This window comes from Micromonospora sp. NPDC048843, assembly GCF_040649965.1.
GTDB lineage: Bacteria > Actinomycetota > Actinomycetes > Mycobacteriales > Micromonosporaceae > Micromonospora > Micromonospora hortensis.
In genome coordinates this window covers 1-21864 of the sequence record NZ_JBEZGJ010000129.1, presented here as the reverse complement: position 1 = coordinate 21864, position 21864 = coordinate 1, and the positions used below count along the sequence as shown (strand labels likewise).

Annotated in this window: 19 protein-coding genes and 1 pseudogene; 5 read left to right on the top strand and 15 right to left on the bottom strand. The window is 70.2% G+C overall.

What is annotated here, in order from left to right; all coding sequences use genetic code 11:
* Positions 1-139 precede the first annotated feature (139 nt).
* From AB0C20_RS25770 to AB0C20_RS25730, 9 genes are all read right to left on the bottom strand, one after another.
* Entirely contained in the window at positions 140-850 is a 711-nt protein-coding gene (locus tag AB0C20_RS25770; RefSeq protein WP_357188476.1) for a cytidine deaminase, read from the bottom strand.
* A 191-nt stretch (positions 851-1041) separates the two neighbouring features.
* Entirely contained in the window at positions 1042-2322 is a 1281-nt protein-coding gene (locus AB0C20_RS25765) for an ABC transporter permease (protein ID WP_357188478.1), read from the bottom strand.
* 3 nt (positions 2323-2325) lie between these two features.
* A complete protein-coding gene (locus AB0C20_RS25760; RefSeq protein ID WP_357188480.1) occupies positions 2326-3699 on the bottom strand; it encodes an ABC transporter permease in 1374 nt (457 codons plus the stop codon).
* Positions 3696-5294: an ABC transporter ATP-binding protein gene (locus AB0C20_RS25755; protein WP_357568902.1), complete on the bottom strand. Its 1599-nt coding sequence runs from the start codon at positions 5292-5294 to the stop codon at positions 3696-3698. Before AB0C20_RS25755 ends, AB0C20_RS25760 begins: the two co-directional genes overlap by 4 nt.
* Positions 5295-5544: 250 nt before the next feature.
* The gene (locus AB0C20_RS25750) at positions 5545-6612 is read right to left on the bottom strand and encodes a BMP family ABC transporter substrate-binding protein (RefSeq protein WP_357188519.1); all 1068 of its coding nucleotides are present in this window, start codon (positions 6610-6612) and stop codon (positions 5545-5547) included.
* 277 nt (positions 6613-6889) lie between these two features.
* Positions 6890-7231 carry a hypothetical protein gene (locus AB0C20_RS25745; protein ID WP_357188482.1) on the bottom strand — a complete coding sequence of 114 codons (342 nt, stop codon included), beginning with the start codon at positions 7229-7231 and terminating at the stop codon, positions 6890-6892.
* A gap of 86 nt (positions 7232-7317) precedes the next feature.
* The gene (locus AB0C20_RS25740; RefSeq protein WP_357188484.1) at positions 7318-8247 is read right to left on the bottom strand and encodes a sugar ABC transporter permease; all 930 of its coding nucleotides are present in this window, start codon (positions 8245-8247) and stop codon (positions 7318-7320) included.
* Positions 8244-9884, bottom strand: a complete 1641-nt coding sequence (locus AB0C20_RS25735; RefSeq protein WP_357188486.1) for an ABC transporter permease subunit — start codon at positions 9882-9884, stop codon at positions 8244-8246. Before AB0C20_RS25735 ends, AB0C20_RS25740 begins: the two co-directional genes overlap by 4 nt.
* Positions 9884-11134, bottom strand: a complete 1251-nt coding sequence (locus tag AB0C20_RS25730; RefSeq protein ID WP_357188488.1) for a maltose ABC transporter substrate-binding protein — start codon at positions 11132-11134, stop codon at positions 9884-9886. The genes AB0C20_RS25735 and AB0C20_RS25730 overlap by 1 nt, the downstream gene beginning before the upstream one ends.
* 199 nt (positions 11135-11333) lie before the next feature.
* On the opposite strand from AB0C20_RS25730, the gene AB0C20_RS25725 reads away from it, so the two are divergent.
* The 3 genes from AB0C20_RS25725 (at position 11334) to AB0C20_RS25715 (ending at position 14625) form a co-directional block, all read left to right on the top strand.
* The gene (locus AB0C20_RS25725; protein ID WP_357188490.1) at positions 11334-12380 is read left to right on the top strand and encodes a LacI family DNA-binding transcriptional regulator; all 1047 of its coding nucleotides are present in this window, start codon (positions 11334-11336) and stop codon (positions 12378-12380) included.
* A 32-nt stretch (positions 12381-12412) separates the two neighbouring features.
* A complete protein-coding gene (locus AB0C20_RS25720; protein ID WP_357188492.1) occupies positions 12413-14047 on the top strand; it encodes a glycoside hydrolase family 13 protein in 1635 nt (544 codons plus the stop codon).
* Between the two features lie 206 nt (positions 14048-14253).
* Positions 14254-14625, top strand: coding sequence for a VOC family protein (locus AB0C20_RS25715; protein WP_357188521.1), 372 nt, complete (start codon positions 14254-14256; stop codon positions 14623-14625).
* 4 nt (positions 14626-14629) lie between these two features.
* Here the strand turns inward: AB0C20_RS25715 and AB0C20_RS25710 are convergent, their stop codons facing one another.
* From AB0C20_RS25710 to AB0C20_RS25685, 6 genes and pseudogenes are all read right to left on the bottom strand, one after another.
* Positions 14630-15067 carry a hypothetical protein gene (locus tag AB0C20_RS25710; RefSeq protein ID WP_091394593.1) on the bottom strand — a complete coding sequence of 146 codons (438 nt, stop codon included), beginning with the start codon at positions 15065-15067 and terminating at the stop codon, positions 14630-14632.
* Positions 15068-15148: 81 nt separating this feature from the next.
* The gene (locus AB0C20_RS25705) at positions 15149-15535 is read right to left on the bottom strand and encodes a GntR family transcriptional regulator (RefSeq protein WP_357188495.1); all 387 of its coding nucleotides are present in this window, start codon (positions 15533-15535) and stop codon (positions 15149-15151) included.
* Entirely contained in the window at positions 15535-16461 is a 927-nt protein-coding gene (locus AB0C20_RS25700) for a YhjD/YihY/BrkB family envelope integrity protein (RefSeq protein WP_357188497.1), read from the bottom strand. Before AB0C20_RS25700 ends, AB0C20_RS25705 begins: the two co-directional genes overlap by 1 nt.
* Positions 16462-16585: 124 nt before the next feature.
* Entirely contained in the window at positions 16586-17113 is a 528-nt protein-coding gene (locus AB0C20_RS25695; RefSeq protein WP_357188523.1) for a 2'-5' RNA ligase family protein, read from the bottom strand.
* 67 nt (positions 17114-17180) lie between these two features.
* On the bottom strand, positions 17181-18206 hold the full coding sequence (gene trpS, locus AB0C20_RS25690; protein WP_357188499.1) for a tryptophan--tRNA ligase: 1026 nt from the start codon (positions 18204-18206) through the stop codon (positions 17181-17183).
* Between the two features lie 264 nt (positions 18207-18470).
* Positions 18471-19451 (bottom strand): annotated as a pseudogene (locus AB0C20_RS25685) (hemolysin family protein); the annotation flags it as partial.
* Positions 19452-19646: 195 nt separating this feature from the next.
* Between AB0C20_RS25685 and galE the strand changes: the two are divergent.
* Positions 19647-20630 (top strand): UDP-glucose 4-epimerase GalE, encoded by a 984-nt coding sequence (gene galE / locus AB0C20_RS25680; RefSeq protein ID WP_357188501.1) that lies wholly within the window; start codon positions 19647-19649, stop codon positions 20628-20630.
* Positions 20627-21864, top strand: a 1238-nt coding sequence (gene galK / locus AB0C20_RS25675; RefSeq protein WP_357568901.1) for a galactokinase, incomplete at its 3' end; no start/stop codon positions are given. The genes galE and galK, both read left to right, overlap by 4 nt.

Below are 21864 nucleotides of genomic sequence, written 5' to 3'. Positions count from 1 at the left end.
GCCGCGCGGGGGGGCGGCCCCGCCGGCGGGGGCCGCGCCCCGGCGCCGGGGTGGCTCACCCCCCCCCCCGCCGGGGCGCCGTCGGAGGTCGGCCCCGGCCCCCAACCGCAACCAAACCCAAGCTCAACCAACCCCAAGCTCAACCAGCGGCCCAGCGCACCGGAATCTCCGCCGGCGGCTCGCCCTCACCGGCCCAGAAGATGGTGCCGGTGGCGTCCACCACCACCACCCGGGGCGTCCGGGCCAGGCCCCAGGTGATCACCTCGGCCGGGTCGTCCCAGCTCGGCGCCTCCTCCAGTACCCCGGTCTCGGCGCCGGCGTCGTCTCCGGCCGACCGCTCCCAGTACGCCGTCCAGACCTGCTGACCAGCGGACATGTCCGGGTGCACGAAGACGGTGCCGCGCCCGCGCCAGGCGGCGAGCCGCTCCGGGACCACCGGCACCGGCGTCTCCCCGGTGACGGCCTCCAGGTCCTCCACGCCGAAGGCGTGCGGCAGCAGCTCGGCCATCCGCAGTGGCCGGGTCTTGCTCTCGATAAGGCACTCCGGCCCGCCGTGCTCCCAGAGCAACTGCCGGCAGCGACCGCACGGCATCAACGGCTCGCCGGTCGCGTCGACGCAGGAGAGCGCGACGAGCCGGCCGCCACCGGTGGCGTGCAGGCTGGACACGACCCCGCACTCGGCGCAGAGCGTCACCCCGTACGCGGCGTTCTCCACGTTGCAGCCGACCACCACACGGCCGTCGTCGACCAGCGCGGCCGCGCCGACCGGGAACGTCGAGTACGGCGCGTACGCGTGCCTCATCGCTTCGATGGCGGCGGCGCGCAACTGCGCCCAGTCAATGTCGGTCATGTCATCATCCTGCCGAAGTAGCCCAGGTCAGAAGCCGTCGGGGTACTGCGAACGGCACGTCGGCCCGCGGTGAGGCGCACTGCTCGCGCCGGCCCGCCGGCCGCGTCGATCATGCAGTTGTGGTGGGCGACAGGTGCAACTTCGCGACTTCTGTGTGGCACCACAACTCCATGATCGACGACCAGCGCGGGTCAGCCCTTGATGTACGGCTTGCCGTCGGCGGCCGGTGCCCGGACCCGGCCGACAAGCCCGGCGACCGCCAGGATGGTCGCCAGATACGGCAGCATGGCCAGGAACTGGCTGGGGATCGAGCTGCTGATCGCGCCCAGGTAGGTGGCGAGCTGGTCGGCGAAGCCGAAGAAGAGCGCGGCGAGCAACGCGCCGGTCGGGTTCCACCGGCCGAAGATCAGCGCGGCCAGGGCGATGAAGCCCTTACCGCCGATCATGTTCTTGGTGAACGAGTAGAGCGCCAGCGTGTAGGACGCGCCGCCGATGCCGGCGACCACGCCGGCCAGCAGCACGTTGCGGTAGCGCACCCGCAGCACCTTGACGCCGAGCGTGTCGGCGGCGATCGGGTGCTCGCCGACCGAGCGGGTCCGCAGCCCCCACCGGGTGCGGAACAGCCCGATGTGGATCACCAGCACCAGGAGCAGCCCGAGGTAGAGGAAGATGTTGCCGCGGAACAACGCCGGCCCGAGCACCGGAATGTCCTTCAGCAGCGGGATCTCCCAGTTGCTGAAGCGGGGCGCGCTGTTGTACTTCGCGGCGTCGGTCTGCATCAGCCGCTCGTAGAGGAAGCCGGTGACGCCGACGGCCAGCAGGTTCAACACGATGCCCATGACGACCTGGTCGACCAGGTAGCGGATGGCGAAGACCGCCAGCAGCAGCGAGATGAACGCGCCACCGAGAGCGGCGGCGACCAGGCCCACCCACACGCTGCCGGAGATGCTGCCGAACAGGGCCCCGCTGAACGCGCCCATCAGCAGTTGGCCCTCGATGGCCACGTTGACCACGCCGGACCGTTCGCAGAGCACCCCGGCGAGCGCGCCGAAGATCAGTGGCAGGGCCAGGATGAACGTGCCCCGGATGATGTTGACCAGCGGCATGAAGTTCTGCCCGGCCGGCGCGGCGGAGACCTGCCAGCAGAGGAACGACAGCACGAAACCGACGAGCCCGACGCTGAGCACGGGAAGGAACCACCGCTTCGGCACCCCGGCGAGCAGCGCCGCTCCGGCAGCGATCGTGATGATCCCGAACAGGATCGCCCCGATGGTGCCGTTGATCTCCAGTGCGGCGCCGGCCGCGTCGTCGCTGAGAGTGAATCGGGCCTGCTGGTCGGTGGCGAGCGCGCCGAAGAGCACCGCTGACAGCAGGCCGAGCGCCAGCAGCGTGAGACCGACCTTCCGGCTACGGGTCCAGAAGCCCTCGTCGACCGGGGCGACCGCGATGTCGGGGACAGCCATGGTGGACATGAGTTACCAGCCCTTCGCCAGGCTCGTCTGCAACCGGGCGGCACGCGCGGCCCGGAGCTGGAAGATCGCCTTCACCAGGGCCGGTGCGGCGATGAAGATGACGATCAGCGCCTGGAGCACTGTCACCAGCTCCAGCGAGATCCCGGAGTACGACTGCATCCGGTTACCACCGGCTTGCAGCGCCCCGAACAGCAACGCGGCCAGCAACACCCCCCAGGGCTTCACCCGCCCGAGCAGCGCCACCAGGATGCCGTCGAAGCCGATCTGCGCTACCACCAGCGGGGTCAACGCGCTGGCGGTGGAGCCGAGCACCATGTTCGAGCCGCCGAGGCCGGCCAGGATTCCGGCGAAGACCATGATCAGGATGTACGTGCGGGTGACGCTGATGCCAGCGGTCCGGGCGGCGTCCGGGTTGGCGCCGACCGCGCGCAGCTCGAAACCGAGCGTCGAGCGGTTGAGCAGCCAGGCGACCGCCCAGGTGGCCAGCACGGCGAGCAGGATGCCGGCGTGCACCCGCAGGTTGTCGCCGAGCAGTCGGGGCAGTTGGGCGGAGGTGTCCACCGCCTTGCTGATCGCGTCGGTGCGGTTCGGGTCCTGCACGCCGTTCTGCACGATCAACCAGGTGAGGAAGTACGTGGCGACGTAGTTGAGCATGATCGTGTTGATCACCTCGTGCGCGCCGGCACGGGCCTTGAGGATGCCGGGGATGAAACCCCAGATCGCTCCGCCCAGCGCGCCGGCCAGCACCGCCACCAGCAGGTGCAGGCCGGGCGGCAGCGGCAGCAGGAAGCCGGCCAGCGCCGCCATGATCACGCCGATGGTGGCCTGGCCCTGGGCGCCGATGTTGAACAGGCCGCCCCGGAAGGCCAGCGCCACCGACAGGCCGGTGAAGACCAGCGGCGCCGCGTAGGTCAGCGTCTCCGAGATCGGCGCGAGCACCGCCTGCCAGCCGTTGGCCCCGTCCACCCAGCCGGAGAAGGCCTCGGGGTCGAAGATCGAGCCCTTGAACAGGTTCGCGTACGCCTCGCTGACGAGCGTCCAGCTGGAGTTGATCGCGTCGGACGGACGCGAGGTGATGTACGAGTAGGTGGAGAGCACGTCGGGATCAGAAATGATCATCAGCACCGCGCCGACCACGATCGCCAGCACCAACGACAGCAGGGTCACAGTGAAGGTGTTGGCCGCCCAGAGGTTGTCCAGGAAGAACCGGCCCAGACTCGGCTTCGGCTCGGGCTCGGGGCCCGGCTTCGCCGCCGAGCGGTCCGGCTCGGTCGCCACCTCGGCGCGTTCCGTGTTGCCGAGCGCGTTCTGCGCGGCCTGCGCCTCGCTCGCCGGCTCCTTGTCCGGGGAGCCCGACTGCGGGTTGGGGTTGGTCATGACTCGTCCTCGCTCGCGGAGCCTGCGTCGCTCGCCGGGCCCCCGTCGGCCGCTGCGCTGTCGGCGGCGGTCGCCGCACCGGGCTTGTCGGCGGCGGTCGCCGCACCGGGCTTGTCGGCGGCGGGTGCTGCGATGGCGTCGTGGGCCTCGTCCGGGCTGATGCCGGCCATCAGCAGGCCGATCTCCTCACGCGGGGTGTCCGGGCCGACGATGCCGATGATCCGGCCGCGGTACATCACAGCGATCCGGTCGGCCAACCCGATCACCTCGTCGAGTTCGCTGGAAACCACCAGAACGGCGGTGCCGATGTCTCGTTCGCGGATGACCTGGCTGTGGATGAACTCGATCGACCCGACGTCGACGCCACGGGTCGGCTGGGCGGCGATGAGGAGCTTCAGCGGCCGGGACAGCTCCCGGGCCACGATCACCTTCTGCTGGTTGCCGCCGGAGAGGGTGCCCACCGCCGCGTCGGCCGATGAGGTACGAACGTCGAACTGCTCGATCCGCTCCTTCGCGGACGCCGCGATCGCGTCCGGCTTCAGCGCGAGCCCGGCACCGAACGGCGGCCGGTCGTAGATGTCCAGCACCAGGTTCTCCGCGACGCTGAACTCCTTGATCAGGCCGTCCACGCTGCGGTCCTCGGGCACGTAACCGACGCCCGCCCGGAGCACCTTCTTGGGCTTCCAGCCGTTGATCCGGTCGCCGGCCAGGCTGATCGTGCCGGCGAGCACCGGGCGCAGGCCCATGATCGCCTCGATCAGCTCGGTCTGACCGTTGCCCTGGACGCCCGCCACGCCGAGCACCTCGCCCGCGCGCACTGTCAGGTCGACGCCGTCGACAGCGCGGATCTGCCGGTCGTCGTCGACGACCAGCCCGGACACCTCCAGCATCGGTTCGCCCGGCGTGGCCGGGGTCTTGTCAACGGTGAGCCGGACGTTGCGTCCGACCATCAACGCGGCCAGCTCATCCCGGCTGGCCTCCGGCGAGGCGGTGCCGACGGTCTTTCCGCGTCGGATCACGGTGATCCGGTCGGCGATGGCCTTGACCTCGCCGAGCTTGTGAGTGATGAAGACGATCGACTTGCCGGCCGCCTTGAGCGACCGCATGACCGTCAGCAACTCCTCGGTCTCCTGCGGGGTGAGCACCGCGGTCGGCTCGTCCAGGATGAGCAGGTCGACGTCGCGGGTGAGCGCCTTGACGATCTCGACGCGTTGCTGGATGCCGACCGGCAGGTCCTCGATCACCGCGTCCGGGTCGACCCGCAGGTTGTAGCGCTCGGACACCTCGGCGACCTCGCGCCGGGCCCGCCGCCGGTCCAGGAAGCCGGCGATGCCGCCCCGGACCTGCTCGGCGCCGAGCATGATGTTTTCGGTGACGGTGAAGACCGGCACCAGCATGAAGTGCTGGTGCACCATGCCGATCCCGGCCCCGATGGCGTCGGACGGGCCCTTCAGCTTCAGCGGCTTGCCGTCGACCAGGATCTCGCCCTCGTCGGGCTGGTAGAGCCCGTAGAGCACGTTCATCAGGGTCGACTTGCCCGCGCCGTTCTCGCCGAGGAGGGCGTGAATCTCTCCAGGCTCCACCGTCAGGTCGATGTGATCGTTGGCGACCAGATCACCGAACCGCTTGGTGATGCCGCGCAGTTCGAGTCTCAGCGCAACCTCCTGGAGTGCGAGCGATGGTGCAGCCTAGCTGCCGTCGTACCGGCCGGAACGGACCGGCCGCCGTGGTGCGCGATCGGCCGCTCCGACCCCGCGGGGTATCCGCAGAGCCAGAGCGGCCGATCGGTTCGTACCTGTCCCCCGCCGGCCTCCCGATGATCTCACCGGAGCGGCCGGCCGGTTGTCACTTGGTCGGCTGGGCCTTCGAGGTGACGGTGATGGTGCCGGCGGCGATGTCCGCCTTGATCTTGTCGACCTCGGCCTTCAGCTCGGCCGGAACCTTGCTGTCGAAGTCGTGGTACGGGGCGATCGAGACACCGGTGTTGGCCAGGGTGCCGACGAAGCCCGGCTTGGCCTGCAGCTTCTCGCCACCGGCGGCCTTGACCACTGCCTCCTTGACGGCCTCCGGGATGTTCTTGACCACGGTGGTCACGATCGCGGAGCAGTCCGGGGTGCTCTCGCAGCCGTCGACGTCCACCCAGATGGTGCTGTACTTGCCACCCGACGCCTTGGCCGCGGCCGTGGTGCCGAGGCCGGAGCCGCCGGCGACCGGCATGATGATGTCCGCGCCCTGGGCGACCAGCGCGTCGGAGACCTTCTTGCCCTCGTCCTGCTTGTCGAAGGCGTTGGAGAAGGAACCCTTCTGGGTCTCCTTGTTCCAGCCCAGGGCCTGGACGTTCTTGCCCTTGGTGGTGTTGAAGTACTTCACACCGTCGACGAAACCGTCCATGAAGATGGTCACCGGCGGGATCGGCACGGCACCGTAGGTGCCGACCTTGCCGCTCTTGCTCATCCCGGCGGCCAGGTAGCCGGCCTGGAACGCGGCCTGGGCGGTGTCGAACTGCATCGGGTAGACGTTGGCGTCACCCGGGTTCGCGTCGACGATGCCGAACTGCTGGTTCGGGTTCGCCTTGGCGATCTTCGAGGTGGCGTCGCCCATCAGGCCACCGACCGCCAGGATGAAGTCGCACTTCTGGTTGACGAACTGCGTCAGGTTCGGCTCGTAGTCGGCCTCGGCCTTCGACGCGACGTACTTGATGTCGATGTTGTCGTTGGCGGCCTTGGCCTCCTGCAGGCCCTTCCAGGCCGAGGCGTTGAACGACTTGTCGTCGATGCCGCCAACGTCGGTCACCATGCAGGCGCTGAACTTCTTGGCGCCACTGCCGGCGTTGTTGTCATCCTTGGGCGCCTCGCCACAAGCGGCGGCGGTGAGCGCGAGCCCACCCACCGCGAAGATCGAGGCGATCCGCATCCCACGCACCGAGCGCAAGACGTCTCCTTCCCATTGCACACCGCGCCTTGTGCGGTGGCAGCCCATCAGCCGACCTGCGGGTGTGCCGCCGGCTGTCCCACGTTACGGACGGGAGCGTACGCCCGCGTCCACCCACCGGCCGACAATCGTGCACGACTGTTGAGCGCCTGTTACCCGGGTGTAACCCTTGCGTGGGGCAAGTCACTCTTCGTGCTGGTAAGCAAGCGCCGTGGCGTCCGCAACGTCCGTTTTCTGGAGACGTTTTCCTCCTCGGACGTTACCGCCAAAAGACCGCGACCGCCGCGTTGACCAGGGTCAGACCGACGATCGCGAGGAAATGACCGCGGTTGACCACGTCCCGCTTCCGGGAGAAGAAGACCATGACGAAGATCAGCAGCGCGATCACCAACTTCGTCACAAGTTTCGCCGGTGCCGGCTCGTCGCCGTCGCGCAGCGGCGCGGAGAGGCCCAGCCCGGTCAGCAACTGGATCACCGCGCCCCACAGCATGGCCGGGTTGATCCTCAGCCGACCGCTGGCGTACTGGGTGATCGAGCCACCGAGCAGCAGGGCGAACCCGATCAGATGGACGTAGAGAAGGATGAGTCGGAGTGCTTCCACGCCGCCCATCCTCCCCTATCAACGACAGTTTGTAGTAGTGGGTAGGCCGGTCGGCGCGTCCCAGCCGCCCGGCCACTGTCGACGGCCTACCCCTTCACGGCGCCGGAGGTGAGGCCGGAGACGATGTAGCGCTGGAGAAACTGGAAGACCAGCACCGTCGGGATCGCGGTCAACAGGGTGCCGGCCGCGAAGATGCCGAAGTTGGTGTTCCGCTCGCCGCCCTGCAACATGCCCCGCATGCCGACCGCGAGGGTCTTGGCGTCCGTGTCGGTGAGGAAGACGCTCGCCATCAGGAACTCGTTGATGGTGTTGATGAAGGCGAGCAGCCCGGTCACCGCGAGGATCGGCGCCACCAACGGCAGCATGATCCGGAAGAAGACCTGGGCGTGTGAGGCGCCGTCCACGGTGGCCGACTCGTCCAGCTCCCGGGGCAGGGTGTCGAAGAAGCCCTTCATCAGCCAGGTGTTCACTCCGAGCGCGCCACCCAGGTAGAGCAGCAACAGACCCCACGGGGTGTTGAAGCCGATGGCCGGCCACAGGTCGGTGATCGTGCCGAAGATCAGGAAGATCGCGACGATCGCCAGGAACTGCGGGAACATCTGGATCAACAGCAGTGACAGCAACCCCACCCGTCGCCCCTGAAACCGCATCCGGGAGAAGGCGTACGCCGCGAGCGCGGAGAGAAAGACCGAGGCGAACGCTGCCCCGCCAGCGATGAGCAGCGAGTTCAGAAACCAGTCAGCGAACTCGGTGCGCGCGAACAGATTCCCGAAGTTCTCCAACGAGACCCCGCCGGTCGGCACCAACTCGGTGGACGACAGGGTGCCGAGCGGATTGAGCGCCGCCGAGACGACGAACACGAGCGGAAAGAGACTGAACAGCACGCCGAGCAGGCCGACCAGGTGCCGCCAGCCGACCTCGGCGAACCATCGCTTCCTACGCTTACCCGCGTCGCTGTTGACCGCCGCCGGGCCGTTCGCGCCGCCCGTGACGGCGGTGCCGGTGAGCATGGTCATGCGTACACCTCCTCCTGTTGGCGGGTCCGCCGGAAGCTGACCGCCGACACCACCGCGACGATGGCGAAGATGAACAGCGAGATGGCCGCGGCGAAGCCGAACTGTGCGGCCTGCCCGCCGAACGCCAGCCGGTAGGTGTAGGTGATCAGCAGGTCGGTGGCGCCGTTGCTGGGGTTGTCCGCCGGGAACGGCGCGCCCTCGGTGGTCAGGTAGATCGCGTTGAAGTTGTTGAAGTTGAACGCGAACGACGAGATCAGCAGCGGCGAGAGCGCGACCAGCAGCAGCGGCAGGGTGACCGCCCGGAACGACTGCCAGCGCGACGCCCCGTCGACCGAGGTGGCCTCCGTCAACTCCCGCGGGATGGCCTGAAGCGCGCCGGTGGCCACCAGGAACATGTACGGGTAGCCGAGCCAGAGCTGCACCAGGATCACCGCGGCGCGGGCCGACCAGTCCTGCCCGAACCAGTCGACGCTGAGCCCGAACAGATTGTTGATCAGCCCGAAGTCGGTGTTGAACATGTCCCGCCAGACCAGCAGCATCGCGAACGACGGCATGGCGTACGGCAGGATCAGCAACATCCGGTAGAGGTTGGTGCCCCGCATTCGGGGCGAGTGCAGCGCCAGGGCGATCACCATGCCGAGGATGAACGTGCCGCCGGTGGAGCCGATGGCGAAGGCGAAGTTCCAGATCAGCGTGCCGAGGAACGGCCCGGAGATCCGCTCGTCGGTGAGCACCCGGGTGAAGTTGGACAGCCCGACGTTCACCTTCCAACCCTGGGCCAGCCGCTCGCCGTCAGCGGCGACGAACGCGCCGACCTCGCCGTCCGCGGTCCAGGTCTTGCCACTGTCGCTGTCAGTGACGCAGTCGCAGCCGGCGTCGTACGCCCGGACGGCCCTGCCCTCGTACGCCCGGGACAGGCCGGACGAGCGCAGCGCGCCTCCGGCGGTCGGCACCACAAGGTCCGTGATGTCCTTGCTGCGGGCGCTGGCCTGGCCGAAGTTCAGCACTGTATAGCCGTCGGCCGCGGTGACCTTTCCGCCGGGGCCGACGGTGGCCGCGCCGGGATCGAGCGGGCGCAGGCCCCCGGCGTCGCCGACGGAGACCGTGTCGGTTCCTGGCTTGGTGATCAGGAAGACCAGGGCGCCGGTGGCTGGGTCGCCCTTGGTGGCGACCGACAACGGGTACTGGGTGGACCCCGGGACCTGCTTCACCGAGGAACTCTGGATCGCGACGATCGCGTCGTCCTTGCTGCCGCGGTGGCCGTCGCCGAAGTTGGTGAAGGCAGTGCTCGCGGTGTAGAGCACCGGCACGACCTGGAAGGCGATCAGGAAGAGCGTGCCGGGGATGAGGTACTTCGCCGGGACGTGCCGGCGGCCCAGGTACAGATAGAACAGTGCGGCGGTGGTCAGCACCAGCACCGCCAGCCCGACCCACTTCTCGGCCGCCACGAGCGGGAAGGCCGCCCAGATCGCGATCCCGGCCACCAGGCCGAGCAGGATCACCTTCGCGGCGAGGCCGGCCGCGGTGATCGGCGCGTGGTTGCGCGCGGTACGGGAGGTGCGCGGGGGCTCGGTGCGTACGGGCCCCCGGCCCGGGGCCTGCTGGGCAGACCCCGGGCCGGACAGCGGTGTGCTCATTACTTGATCGAACCGGCGATCGTCTTGCCGGCCGCGGTCACAGTGCTTGTCGGGTCGGCGCCGCCGATGACGGCGGCCTCGGCCTTGCCGAACGGGTCCCAGATCGCTGCCATGGCCGGGATGGCCGGGAGCACCTGGCCGTTCTTGCCGGCCTCGATGAACTTGGCCAGGTCCGGGTCGCTGCTCTTGACCTGTTCCAGCGCGGCGGTCAGCGCCGGCGGGCGCGGGTCGGCCTGGTAGAGCGCCACGGCCAGGTCCGGCGTGGTGACATAGTTGGCGACGAACTCCTGTGCGAGAGCCTTGTTCTTACCCTTGGCCGCCACGTAGAAGGACTGGACGCCCACGAACGGCGCAGCCGCCTTGCCGCCGGCGAAGCCGGGAACGGCGGAGACGTCGTACTTGATGCCGGCCTTCTTGACGTCGGCGGTGGCCCACGGTCCGGAGACCAGGAAGGCGCACTTCTTGCCGGTGAAGGTGGCGGTCGAGTTGGTGTCGGCGATCGAGCGCTTCAGCACGCCCTCGCCCTTCTCGCCGAGCGCGGCGATCTTCTTGAACGCGGCGATCGACTCCGGCTTGCCCACGCCCAGGTCCTTCGGGTCGTAGTCGCCGTTCGCCGTGGTGCCGAAGAGGTAGCCGCCGGCCGAGGTGTACAGCGGGTAGATGTGGTACGCGTCGCCCTTCTGGCCGACCTGGAGGCAGAGCGTCTCGGTGACCTTCTTCTGCGCCTTGAGCTGCTTGCCGGTGGCGACCAGGTCCTCGATCGTCTTCGGTGCCTCGGGGGCCAGTTCGGTGTTGCGGATCAGCGCCAGGTTCTCCTGGGCGTAGGGCACGCCGTAGAGCTGGCCGTTGAACGTGACGGCCTTGACGGCGGTCTCGTTGAAGGCGGCCTTTTGTTCGTCGGACAGCTGCACCGGGTCGATGGCACCGTTCTGGACCAGGTTGCCGATCCAGTCGTGCGCGCCGATCACCACGTCCGGGCCGCCGCCCTGGCTCGACACGGTCACGAAGTTGTTCTGGAGGTCCTCGTTCGGGACGGCCTGGACCTCGACGCTGACACCGTTCTCCTGGCCGAACTTGTCGGCGAACGGCTTGAGGGCGGCGGTCCGCTTGTCGTCCGCCCAGATGACCAGTTTGCCGCCGGCGGCCTTGGGGGTGTCCTTCGCGGCCGGCTCGTCGCTGTCGCCACCGCAGCCTGAGGCGGCGAGCGCCAGGGCGAAGAGGGCGACCACACCCGCGGTACGGATGCGCATCGGTGCTCCTGTCGTCATGGCGGGTCGCCGGGGGAAGGGCGGGCCCGCCAGTGGAAACCTCTGGAAGTTCTTGCCAACCGGCGCATGGATGTTGCGCCGCTGCTCTCGCATGTTGCGGGGACGTTAGCAAGACGTTGCAAGTAATGGAAGGGCTTGCAGAGCACCCCGCAAGAACTTGCCGGTGGGCTAAAGTGCCGCCATGCGCGCTCGACTGTCCGACATCGCCCAGCAGGCCGAAGTCAGCGAGGCCACGGTGTCGCGGGTGCTCAACGACCGCCCCGGCGTGGCCCCCGAGACCCGGCAGGCCGTCCTCACCGCCCTCGACGTGCTCGGGTACGAGCGCCCGGCCCGGCTGCGTAAGCGCAGCGCCGGGCTGGTCGGCCTGGTGGTGCCTGAGCTGGACAACCCGATCTTCCCCGCCTTTGCCCAGGTCATCGAGTCCACACTGGCGCAGAGCGGTTTCACCCCGGTGCTCTGCACCCAGACCGCCGGCGGCGTGACCGAGGACGAGTACGTGGAGATGCTGCTGGACCGGCAGGTCTCCGGGATCGTCTTCGTCTCCGGTCTGCACGCCGACACGGCCGCCAACCACGACCGCTACCGGGCGCTGCTCGCCCGGCCGTTGCCGGTCGTGATGATCAACGGGTACGTGCCCGACATCGGCGCGCCCTTCGTCTCCTGCGACGACCGGGAGGCAGCCGAACTGGCCGTCGCCCACCTGGTCGCGCTCGGGCACCGCCGGATCGGCCTGATCACCGGCCCGGACCGGTTCGTCCCGGTGCAGCGCAAGGTGGCTGGCTGGCGCTCCGCGATGACCCGGCTGGCCGGCGTCGCCGAAGCCGACCTCGGCCCGCTGGCCGAGCTGTCACTGTTCGGAGTGGAGGGTGGTGAGGCGGCGGCCGGCCGCTTGTTGGACCGCGGCGTCACCGGCGTGGTCTGCGGCTCCGACCTGATGGCGCTCGGCGCGATCCGGGCTGCCCGCCAACGCGGCCTCGACGTGCCCAACGGCCTCTCCGTGGTCGGCTATGACGACTCCCCGCTGATGGCCTTCACCGATCCGCCGCTGACCACCATGCGGCAGCCGGTCACCGCGATGGCGGTGGCCGCCGTCCGCGCCCTGGTGGACGAGATCAACGGGCACGGCGCCCCGCACTCGGAGTACCTGTTCCGCCCGGAGCTGGTGGTGCGCGGCTCCACAGCTGTCGCGCCGAGTTCCGCACGCTTGTCTTACGCAAGATCTGCTTGACTCTTGCAGCGGCGGGCCGGCATATTGCTCGGATGATCAGCACCGCCGCCCCGCCGCACGCCACCGACGACGACTGGTGGCGCTCCGCTGTCGTCTACCAGGTGTACGTCCGCAGCTTCGCCGACAGCGACGGCGACGGCACCGGCGACCTCCAGGGCATCCGGCAGCGCCTGCCGTACCTGCGCGACCTCGGGGTGGACGCGCTGTGGCTGACACCCTTCTACACCTCGCCGATGATCGACGGCGGGTACGACGTGGCCGACTACCGGGACGTCGACCCGATGTTCGGCACCCTCGCCGACTTCGACGCGATGATCACCGACGCGCACGCCCACGGCCTGCGGATCATCGTCGACCTGGTGCCCAACCACACCTCCAGCGCGCACCACTGGTTCACAGCGGCGCTCGCCGCCGGCCCCGGCTCACCGGAGCGGGCCCGCTACCTCTTCGCCGACGGTCAGGGCGCGCACGGCGAGTTGCCCCCGAACGACTGGGAGAGCATCTTCGGCGGCCCCGCCTGGACCCGGATCGCTGACGGTCAGTGGTACCTGCACCTGTTCGACACGTCGCAGCCGGACCTGAACTGGCGTCACCCGGAGGTCCGCGCCGAGTTCGAGGACGTGCTGCGGTTCTGGCTGGACCGGGGCGTCGACGGATTCCGCGTCGACGTGGCGCACGGCATGATCAAGGCGGAAGGGCTGCCGGACGTCGGCTTCAGCACGGCGACCACCGGCCAGCGCCAGGTCGAACTGCTCGGCAAGGGCCGGCTGCCGTACTTCGACCAGGACGAGGTCCACGAGATCTACCGAGCCTGGCGGCCCATCCTGGACAGCTACCCGGGCGGCCGGATGGCGGTCGCCGAGGCGTGGGCCGAGACGCCACAGCGCCTGGCCCGCTACATCGGTCCGGACGAGTTGCACCAGGCGTTCAGCTTCGACTTCCTCGACGCCACCTGGTCGGCCGACTCGTTCCGCAAGGTGATCGACACCGCGTTGGCCGAGGCGACAGTGGTCGGGGCGCCGACCACCTGGGTGCTGTCCAACCACGACAAGCAGCGGCACGTCACCCGGTACGGCGACGGCGTCGAAGGGCTGCGCCGAGCCCGGGCCGCCAGCCTGCTGATGCTCGCCCTGCCCGGCTGCGCCTACCTCTACCAGGGCGAGGAACTGGGCCTGCCGGAGGTCCTCGACCTCCCCGACGAGCTGCGCCAGGATCCGGCGTTCCTGCGCACCGGCGAGAGCCGCGACGGCTGCCGGGTGCCCATCCCGTGGAGCGGCGAGCTGGCCCCGTACGGCTTCGGGCCGGCCGGCAGTGAGCTGAGCTGGCTCCCCGCCCCGGCGCTCTGGCAGGCGCTGTCCGTCACGGCGCAGACCGGCGTGCCCGGCTCGACCCTGGAGCTGTACCGGACCGCGCTGCGGATCCGCCGCGTTCATCCCGCGCTCGCCCTCGACGCCGACGGGGTCACCTGGCGGGAGAGCGAGCCGGGCGTGCTGGCCTTCTCCCGCTCCGCCGGCGCGTCAGTGCTGACCTGCGTGGTCAACTTCAGCGGCGCGCCGGTCGTGATCGACGGGTACGGTCAGCCGCTCGTCGCCAGCGCCGAGCTCACCGAACAGGGCTCCGGCCAACTGCTGCCAATTGACGCGGCAGTCTGGTTGGAACGGCGCTGAACGGGTAACTCGTTCTCGACCTGGTCGTTCGTCGTGCCCCGCGCCGACGGGCGACTGGGCTACCGGCCCCTTGTGGTGGGGGGTGAGGTGCCACCGGCGCCGCGCGGAGTCCGCTCCGCGTGGCGCCGGTGTCCGTGTGCCGCCGGTGGTTAGACCCGCAGATGGCACGGGTACCGCATCGGGAACCATCACTACGGAGGTGACCCATTGTGGTACGGATCGCCCAATGCACGCTCGACGTCGAGGACCTGGACCTGATGGTCGCCTTCTGGTCCGCGGCGCTCGGCTACGAGGTAGAGAAGGGCGACGACGGCAGCGCCAAGCTCTGGCCGCCGGGCAGGCCGTCAGCAGCCGCGCCCACCGTCTGGTTGCAGGGCTCGGGCACCGCCAAGCGAGGCAAGAACCGGCTGCACCTCGACCTGGTCGCGGACACGGACCCCCGCTCCGAGGTACGGCGGCTGCTGAGCCTCGGCGCGCGGCAGGTCGACGTCGGGCAGACCGGGGCCGAACAGTTCACTGTGCTCGCCGATCCCGAGGGCAACGAGTTCTGCGTGCTGGACCGCGCACCGACCCGCTGACGCCTCACTTCGCGGTGAGCAACGCCGCGATCCGGGTGAAGCCGGCGCGTACCTCGGCCTCGTCCGGCGGTTCGGCGGGCTCACCGTGCCCGGCCTCGTCGGCTGCCGCGTCCAACTCCTCGTCGATCACGTCCTCGAAGTCCCCGTACAGGTCGGCACCCTCCACCTGGCGGGCCTCGTCCTCGGCGGCGACCTGGGCGGCGGCGATCTCGCTGCGGATCTCGTCGGCGGACAGCGCCGGCAGCAACGGCTCCACCACTGCCATCAACTGCTCCTCGGCCACCACCGCCTCGGCCAGGGCCAACGCGTGCGGTCGCTCGTACGGCCCGCAGACCACCGGCTCCCACTCGTCGAGGTCACCGAGCGGACCGAAAGTGATGATCCATGGCAGGCCGAGAAGAGGTGAGTCCGCCGGCAGGTCCAGTGTCATGAGTGCGCCCACCGGCTCATCATGGTCCGCGAACGCGAGCGACGACGCCGTTCTGCTCAGTTATCGCCCGTCCGACTGTCGATCGGCGGCCGGTCAGCCGGGGCGGACCGCGTCCAGGGCGGCGCGGACCAGGGCGAGCGCGGTGGCCGGTGGCACACCGAGCCTGGCCGCCTCCGCCGCGTAGCCGGCCGCCGCCCGCTGCAACCTGTCGACGGCGTCGTCCCGCCCGGGGGCGACGAAGGTGCCGTTGCGCCCCCGGGTCTCCAGCAGCCCGGCCGTCTCCAACTCACGGTAGGCGCGGGCCACAGTGTTCGCTGCCAACCGCAGGTCGGCGGCGAGCTGCCGCACTGTTGGCAGTCGGCTGCCCACCGGCAACCGGCCGTCGCCGATCAGCTCGGCGAGCTGCACGCGCACCTGCTCGTACGGGGGGACCGACGAGTCCGGGTCGACCGAGATCAGCACCTGCGCGCCTTCCGTCATCAGCCCGCACCGCCCGGCGTTCCGGGGTCGATGCCCTCGTCGACATCCTTCGGTGGGGCGGGGGTTTCCGCCAGGTCCACCACTCGGCCGTTGGTGCTGGTCGCCAGGAGCGCCGCGCCGAACAGCACCAACTGGTTGAGCAGATAGAGGTAGAGCAGCAGACCGACGGCGCCGGCCACCACGGTGTACGCCGGGTTCCGCTCGGTCCGCACCACGTAGTACCGCCCGACGGTGTTCAGCAGCGTGATGCCGACAGCCACCAGCACCACCACCGGGCGCAGCCGGGACCGGCTCATCCGCAGCCGGGGCACGGCCAGCAGCAACGCGGTGGCGAGCACCGTGTTGACCAGCACGCTGAGCACCGCGCTGATGGTGGTCAGACCCACCGACCCGGTGCTGCGCAGCAGGAAACGCAGCAGCGACTCCAGCGCGTCCACCGCCGCGACCGAGAGGCCGAGTAGCACGAAGACGCCGATCATCACGCCCAGGTCGACGAGCCGCCGCACCACGAGATTGCCCGGCTGCTGGTTGAGCTGGTACATCAGCCGCTGCGAGGACCTGATGGCCTCGACCCAACCGATCCCGGTGAAGACCAGGATGACCAGGCCGACCACACCGACAGTGCCGCTGGAGTTGGCGATCTGCTCGGCGTCCAGGAACGGCAGATTCTCCTTGAGGAAGTCGGCCGCCGCCGCGCTGACCTCGTCGTTGTCCTCCAGAATCGCGCCGAAGATGGAGAACGCGACCAGGGCGAGGGCGAACACGGCGAAGAAGCCGTAGTAGGCGATCGCGGCGGCCAACCGGCCGGCCAGCACCTCGCCGTACAGCACCCCGGCCCGCCACACATGATCGAAGAGCCCCGACCGGTGGCGCGCGGCGCTCACCCAGCGGTCGATGCCCGCCTCGATCTGGCCGATCACGTTCACGCGATCATCCTCGCCGATCTCCCACCGCTGTAGTGGCAACCGGCTCCCGATGCTCGCCGGCCGGCGCGTCGCCGGTGCTTCAGGTGCTGGCGGTTCGGTTGCTGGCGGTTCGGTTGCCGGCGTTTCAGGTGCCGAGGCAGAAGTCCCGACGGGGCTGCCACCTGGCCTGCCCGCTGTGCGAGAAGAGGGTGAACCCGTCGACCTCGAACATCGCGGAGAAGTCGGCCAGATCCTCGTACACCTTGTCCAGGGCCTCCGGTGCCACGTCCTGAGCCACTGTGACGTGCGGATGGTACGGGAACCGGAGTTCGCGGTGCAGGCCCGGTGCCGCGGCGATCGCCGCGGCCAGCAGTTCGCACTCGCTGATCCCGGCGGCCACCGCGACGAACACCACCTGGGTGACCGGGCGGAACGTGCCGGTGCCCCGCAGGTGCAGCGTGAACGGCAGGTGCGCGGCGGCGACGGCAGCCAGGTGCCGCTCGACCGCCGGCAGGTTTGCCGTCCGGATCTCGGTGGGTCCGAGCAACGTCACGTGCGCGGGCACCGCCAGCGGATCACCGGCCTCGACCCGCCGCCGGGTGAGCAGGGCACCCCACGGTTCGGGGATGTCCACCGCGATGCCGATCTGGATGGTGTCGCCGGTCGGCGGCATCCCGCCACTGCGATCCACGCTTCGCGCCGCCCCTCCGGCCACCGAGCCGTCCACCTGTACCGCGGAGCTACTCGCCGCGCACGGGCGGGAAGAACCCAACCCGCTCGTACGCGGACCGCAGGGTCGTCGAGGCCACCGCACGGGCCTTCTCCGCGCCGGCCGCGAGCAGCTTGTCCAACTGCGCCGGATCGTCGAGATAGGCGCGGGTGCGCTCCTGGATCGGCCGGACGAAGTCCGTCACCACCTCGGCCAGCTCCTTCTTCAGATCGCCGTAGCCACGGCCCGCGTACGCGGCCACCAGCTCGTCGATGCCGCGGCCGCTGAGCGCCGAGTAGATGGTCAACAGGTTGGACACACCCGGCTTGGTCTCGGCGTCGAAGACGATCTCCCGGCCGGTGTCGGTCACCGCCGAACGGATCTTCTTCGCGGACCGGGCCGGATCGTCGAGCAGGTCGATGATGCCGGCCGGCGAGGACGACGACTTCGACATCTTCGCGGTCGGGTCCTGCAGGTCGGTGATCTTGGCAGTGTCCTTGACGATGTGCGGCGCGGGCACAGTGAAAGTCGCGCCGAACAGCGAGTTGAAGCGCTGGGCCAGATCCCGGGAGAGCTCCAGGTGCTGGCGCTGATCCTCGCCGACCGGGACCGCGTTGGCCTGGTAGAGCAGGATGTCGGCGGCCTGGAGGACCGGATAGGTGAACAGCCCGACGCTGGCCCGCTCGTTGCCCTGCTTCTGCGACTTGTCCTTGAACTGGGTCATCCGGCTGGCCTCGCCGAAGCCGGTGATGCAGCCGAGCACCCAGGCCAGCTGCGGGTGCTCGGGCACCTGCGACTGGACGAACAGGGTGCTGCGTTCCGGGTCGAGCCCGACTGCGAAGAGCTGGGCCGCTGCCACCCGGGTCCGCTGGCGCAGCAGCGCCGGATCATGCCCCGCGGTGATGGCGTGCAGGTCCACCACGCAGTAGAACGCGTCGTGGGTGTCCTGTAGCGCCACCCAGTGCCGCACCGCGCCGAGATAGTTGCCGAGGTGGAACGAGTCGGCTGTCGGCTGGATGCCGGAGAAGACGCGGGGCCGGGCGGGAACGTCGGACATGGCGATAATTCTGTCAGCAAGCAACCCGGTCCGTCATGACGGGCCGGCGGGTCGGCTCCGGCCCGCCGGTGCCGGGGTGCTGACCTCGCGTGGTTCGCCCGCGCCGACCCGGCGCGTCGGCCCGACCGCGACCCGGCGGTGCTGCTCCGCCACCGCCTCCCGGGCCGGCTCGGGGCCACCTGCCGAGGCCGACGCGGACTCGCGGCGCCGCCCGGTGCTCGGCTCACGGCCCGGCTCGGTGCCCTGCTCGCGGCGCTGCTCGGTGCCCTGCTCGCGGCGCTGCTCGGTGCGCGCGGCGGAGACGGCGAGTTGGGCCACCCGGCGGCCGTCCAACGTGAGCACCCGCAGCAGCCAGCCAGCCAGCAGCTCGGCCGGATCGGGCGCGCCGACGTCGGCGGCGGGCTCACCCGGCACCGGCACCTCGTCGCCGGTCACCGGGAGCCGGCCCAGCGCGGCCATGACGAACCCGCCCACCGTCTCGTACGGTCCGGCGGGTAGTGCCACCCCGGTCCGCTCGGCGAAGTCAGCGAGGTTGAGGCGGCCGTCCACCACGGCGGGCAGGCCGGCATGCACCGGGTCCGGGGCGGCGTCGTACTCGTCGTGGATCTCGCCGATCAACTCCTCGATGAGGTCCTCCAGGGTGACGATTCCGGCCGTGCCGCCGTACTCGTCGACCACCACCGCGAGGTGCTGGCCCTCCCGACGCATCTCGGTGAGCGCGGCGAGCACCCGCTTGCTGCCCGGGAGCCGCTTCACCTCGCGGGCCAACTCGCCGACGGTGACGCACGGGTCGGCGTCCGGGCGCAGCAGTACGTCACGGAGATGCACGAAGCCGACCACGTCGTCGTGCGTGCCGTCGGTGACGGGGTAACGGGTGTGCGTTTCGGCGCGGACCAGTCGGGCGGCTTCGACGATGGTCAGCCGCGCCGGGAGGAAGACGACCTCGGTGCGCGGCATCATCACCTCGCGGATCAGACTGGCGCCGGCCACCAGGACCTCGTCAATGATCCGCCGCTCGTCCGGGTCGAGCACCGTGTTCGCCGCGACCAGGTCCCGCAGGTCGGCCTCGGAGATGTGCTCCCGGCCAGCCGTCGGACCGGTCCCGAGCAGGTCGGTGACGAGTCGGGTGGCACCATCCGCGGCGCGGACCAGCACCCGGGCGACGGCCCGCGCGAGCGGGCCAGGGTCGCGGCGGGGGTGTGCCCGCGCCTGTCGCCGGAGCCCGGTACGGGCCGCTTCCCGCATGACAGAGATGGTAGACACCGTGGGCCCACCACGCCGGGGATCACGCGGAGCGGCGGAGAGATGTTCGGCTCTGTTTAATCATGAGAGATTATGATGGAATGGGGTTGACGGTGGCGACGGCGAGAGCGCCGGCCACCGCCCTAGTGTGATCACCGAAGGGCCACGTCCCGGGCGGGCCAGGCAGGAGGCAACGACGTGAAACTGCTCGTCACCGGGGGCGCCGGCTTCATCGGGAGCGTGGTGACCCGGATGCTGCTCGACGCGGGTCACCAGGTGGTCATCCTGGACGACCTGCGCACCGGCCACCGCGAGGCCCTCGCCCCGGACGCCACCCACGTGGAGGCGTCCATCCACGACGCCGCCCAGGTCATCACCGCGGACGCCGGGTTCGACGGGGTGCTGCACTTCGCCGCCCTGATCGCCGCCGGCGAGTCGATGGTCAAGCCGGAGCTGTACTGGCAGAACAACACCATCGGCACGCTCGCCCTGATCGACGCCGTCCGGGCCGCCGGGGTGCCCCGGATGGTCTTCTCCTCCACCGCCGCCGTCTACGGCAACCCCACCGAGCTGCCCATCACCGAAAACGCGGTAAAGGCCCCCACCAACACGTACGGCGCCACCAAACTCGCCGTCGACATGGCACTCACCTCCGAGGCGATCGCGCACGGGCTGGCCGCTGTGTCGCTGCGCTACTTCAACGTGGCCGGCGCGCACCTCGACGGCGACATCACGCTCGGCGAGCGGCACGACCCGGAGACGCACCTGATCCCGATCGCGCTGGACGTCGCCGCCGGCCGGCGGGAGAAGCTCCAGCTCTTCGGGGACGACTACCCAACAGTCGACGGCACCTGCGTCCGCGACTACATCCACGTCGCCGACCTGGCCCGCGCGCATCTGCTGGCGCTGGACGCGGCCACCGGCGGCCAGCACCGGATCTACAACCTGGGCAACGGCAACGGCTTCACCAACCGGCAGGTCGTCGACGTGGTCCGCGAGGTCACCGGGCACCAAATGCCCGTCGAGGTCGCGCCGCGCCGCGAGGGCGACCCGGCCGAGTTGGTCGCATCCTCCGCGCTGGCCCGCGAGGAGCTGGGCTGGGTGCCACAGAAGCCGACACTGCACGACATGGTCGGGGATGCCTGGGCGTTCTACCGCACGCACATCCTGGGCCAGTCATGAGTCACCCGAGCAGTGATGTCGCCGAGCGGGCCGCGGCCGGCTTCTCCGCGCAGTTCGGTGCCGAGGCCGCCGGCCGCTGGGCAGCCCCGGGCCGGGTCAACCTGATCGGTGAGCACACCGACTACAACGAAGGCTTCGTGCTGCCGTTCGCCCTGCCGATGCGCACCGTCGTCGCGGCCGCCCGACAGGACGGGGAGCACTGGACGGCCTGGTCCGAGCTCTCCGGCGAGGCGATCACCTTTGGCGCGGACGACGTCGCCGAGCCGGGTCGAGTCACCGGCTGGGGCGCGTACGTCGCGGGTGTGGTCTGGGCGCTGCGCGAGGCCGGTCACCCGGTGCCGGGCGCCCGGCTGGCGATCGCCTCCGACGTGCCGCTGGGTGCCGGGCTCTCCTCCTCGGCCGCACTGGAGTCGGCAGTGCTGGCTGCCCTGCTCGACCTCGGCGAGCTGGAGCTCGCCCCGGAACTGCAACCCCGGCTGGCGCAACGGGCGGAGAACGTCTACGTGGGCGCGCCGACCGGCATCATGGACCAGTCCGCGGCGATCCGTTGCCGCGCCGGGCACGCCCTCTTCCTGGACTGTCGCGACGAGTCGGTCGAGCACATCCCCTTCGACCTGGACGCCGACGGGCTGGCTGTGCTGGTCATCGACAGCCGGGCACCGCACCGCCACGCCGACGGGGAGTACGCGGCCCGCCGTCGCTCCTGCGAGGCCGGGGCCAGCGCGCTCGGCGTTGCCGCGCTGCGCGACGTGGGCGTCGACCAGCTCGACGCCGCGTTGGCTCGGCTCGACGACGAGGAGACCCGGCGGCGGGTCCGGCACGTGGTGACCGAGGACCAGCGCGTACTGGACACAGTGGCGCTGCTCCGCGCCGCCCGGGTCCGCGACATCGGCCCGCTGCTGACCGCCTCCCACGTCTCGATGCGCGACGACTTCGAGATCACCGTGCCGGAGATCGACACCGCGGTCGAGGCAGCGTTGGCGGCCGGCGCGCTGGGTGCCCGGATGACCGGCGGCGGCTTCGGCGGCTGCGTGCTCGCGCTGATCGAGGCCGACAGTGCCGACGCGGTAGCCGCCGCCGTGACCGACGCGTACGCGCAGCGAGGTTTCACCGCCCCCGGCACCGTGACGGTCCTCCCCTCCCCCCCCCCCCACCCCCCCACCGCGGCCACGGGCCCGCACCCCCACCCCACGACAGCGCACCCCCGCTACAACGCCCCAACCCCACCCACCCA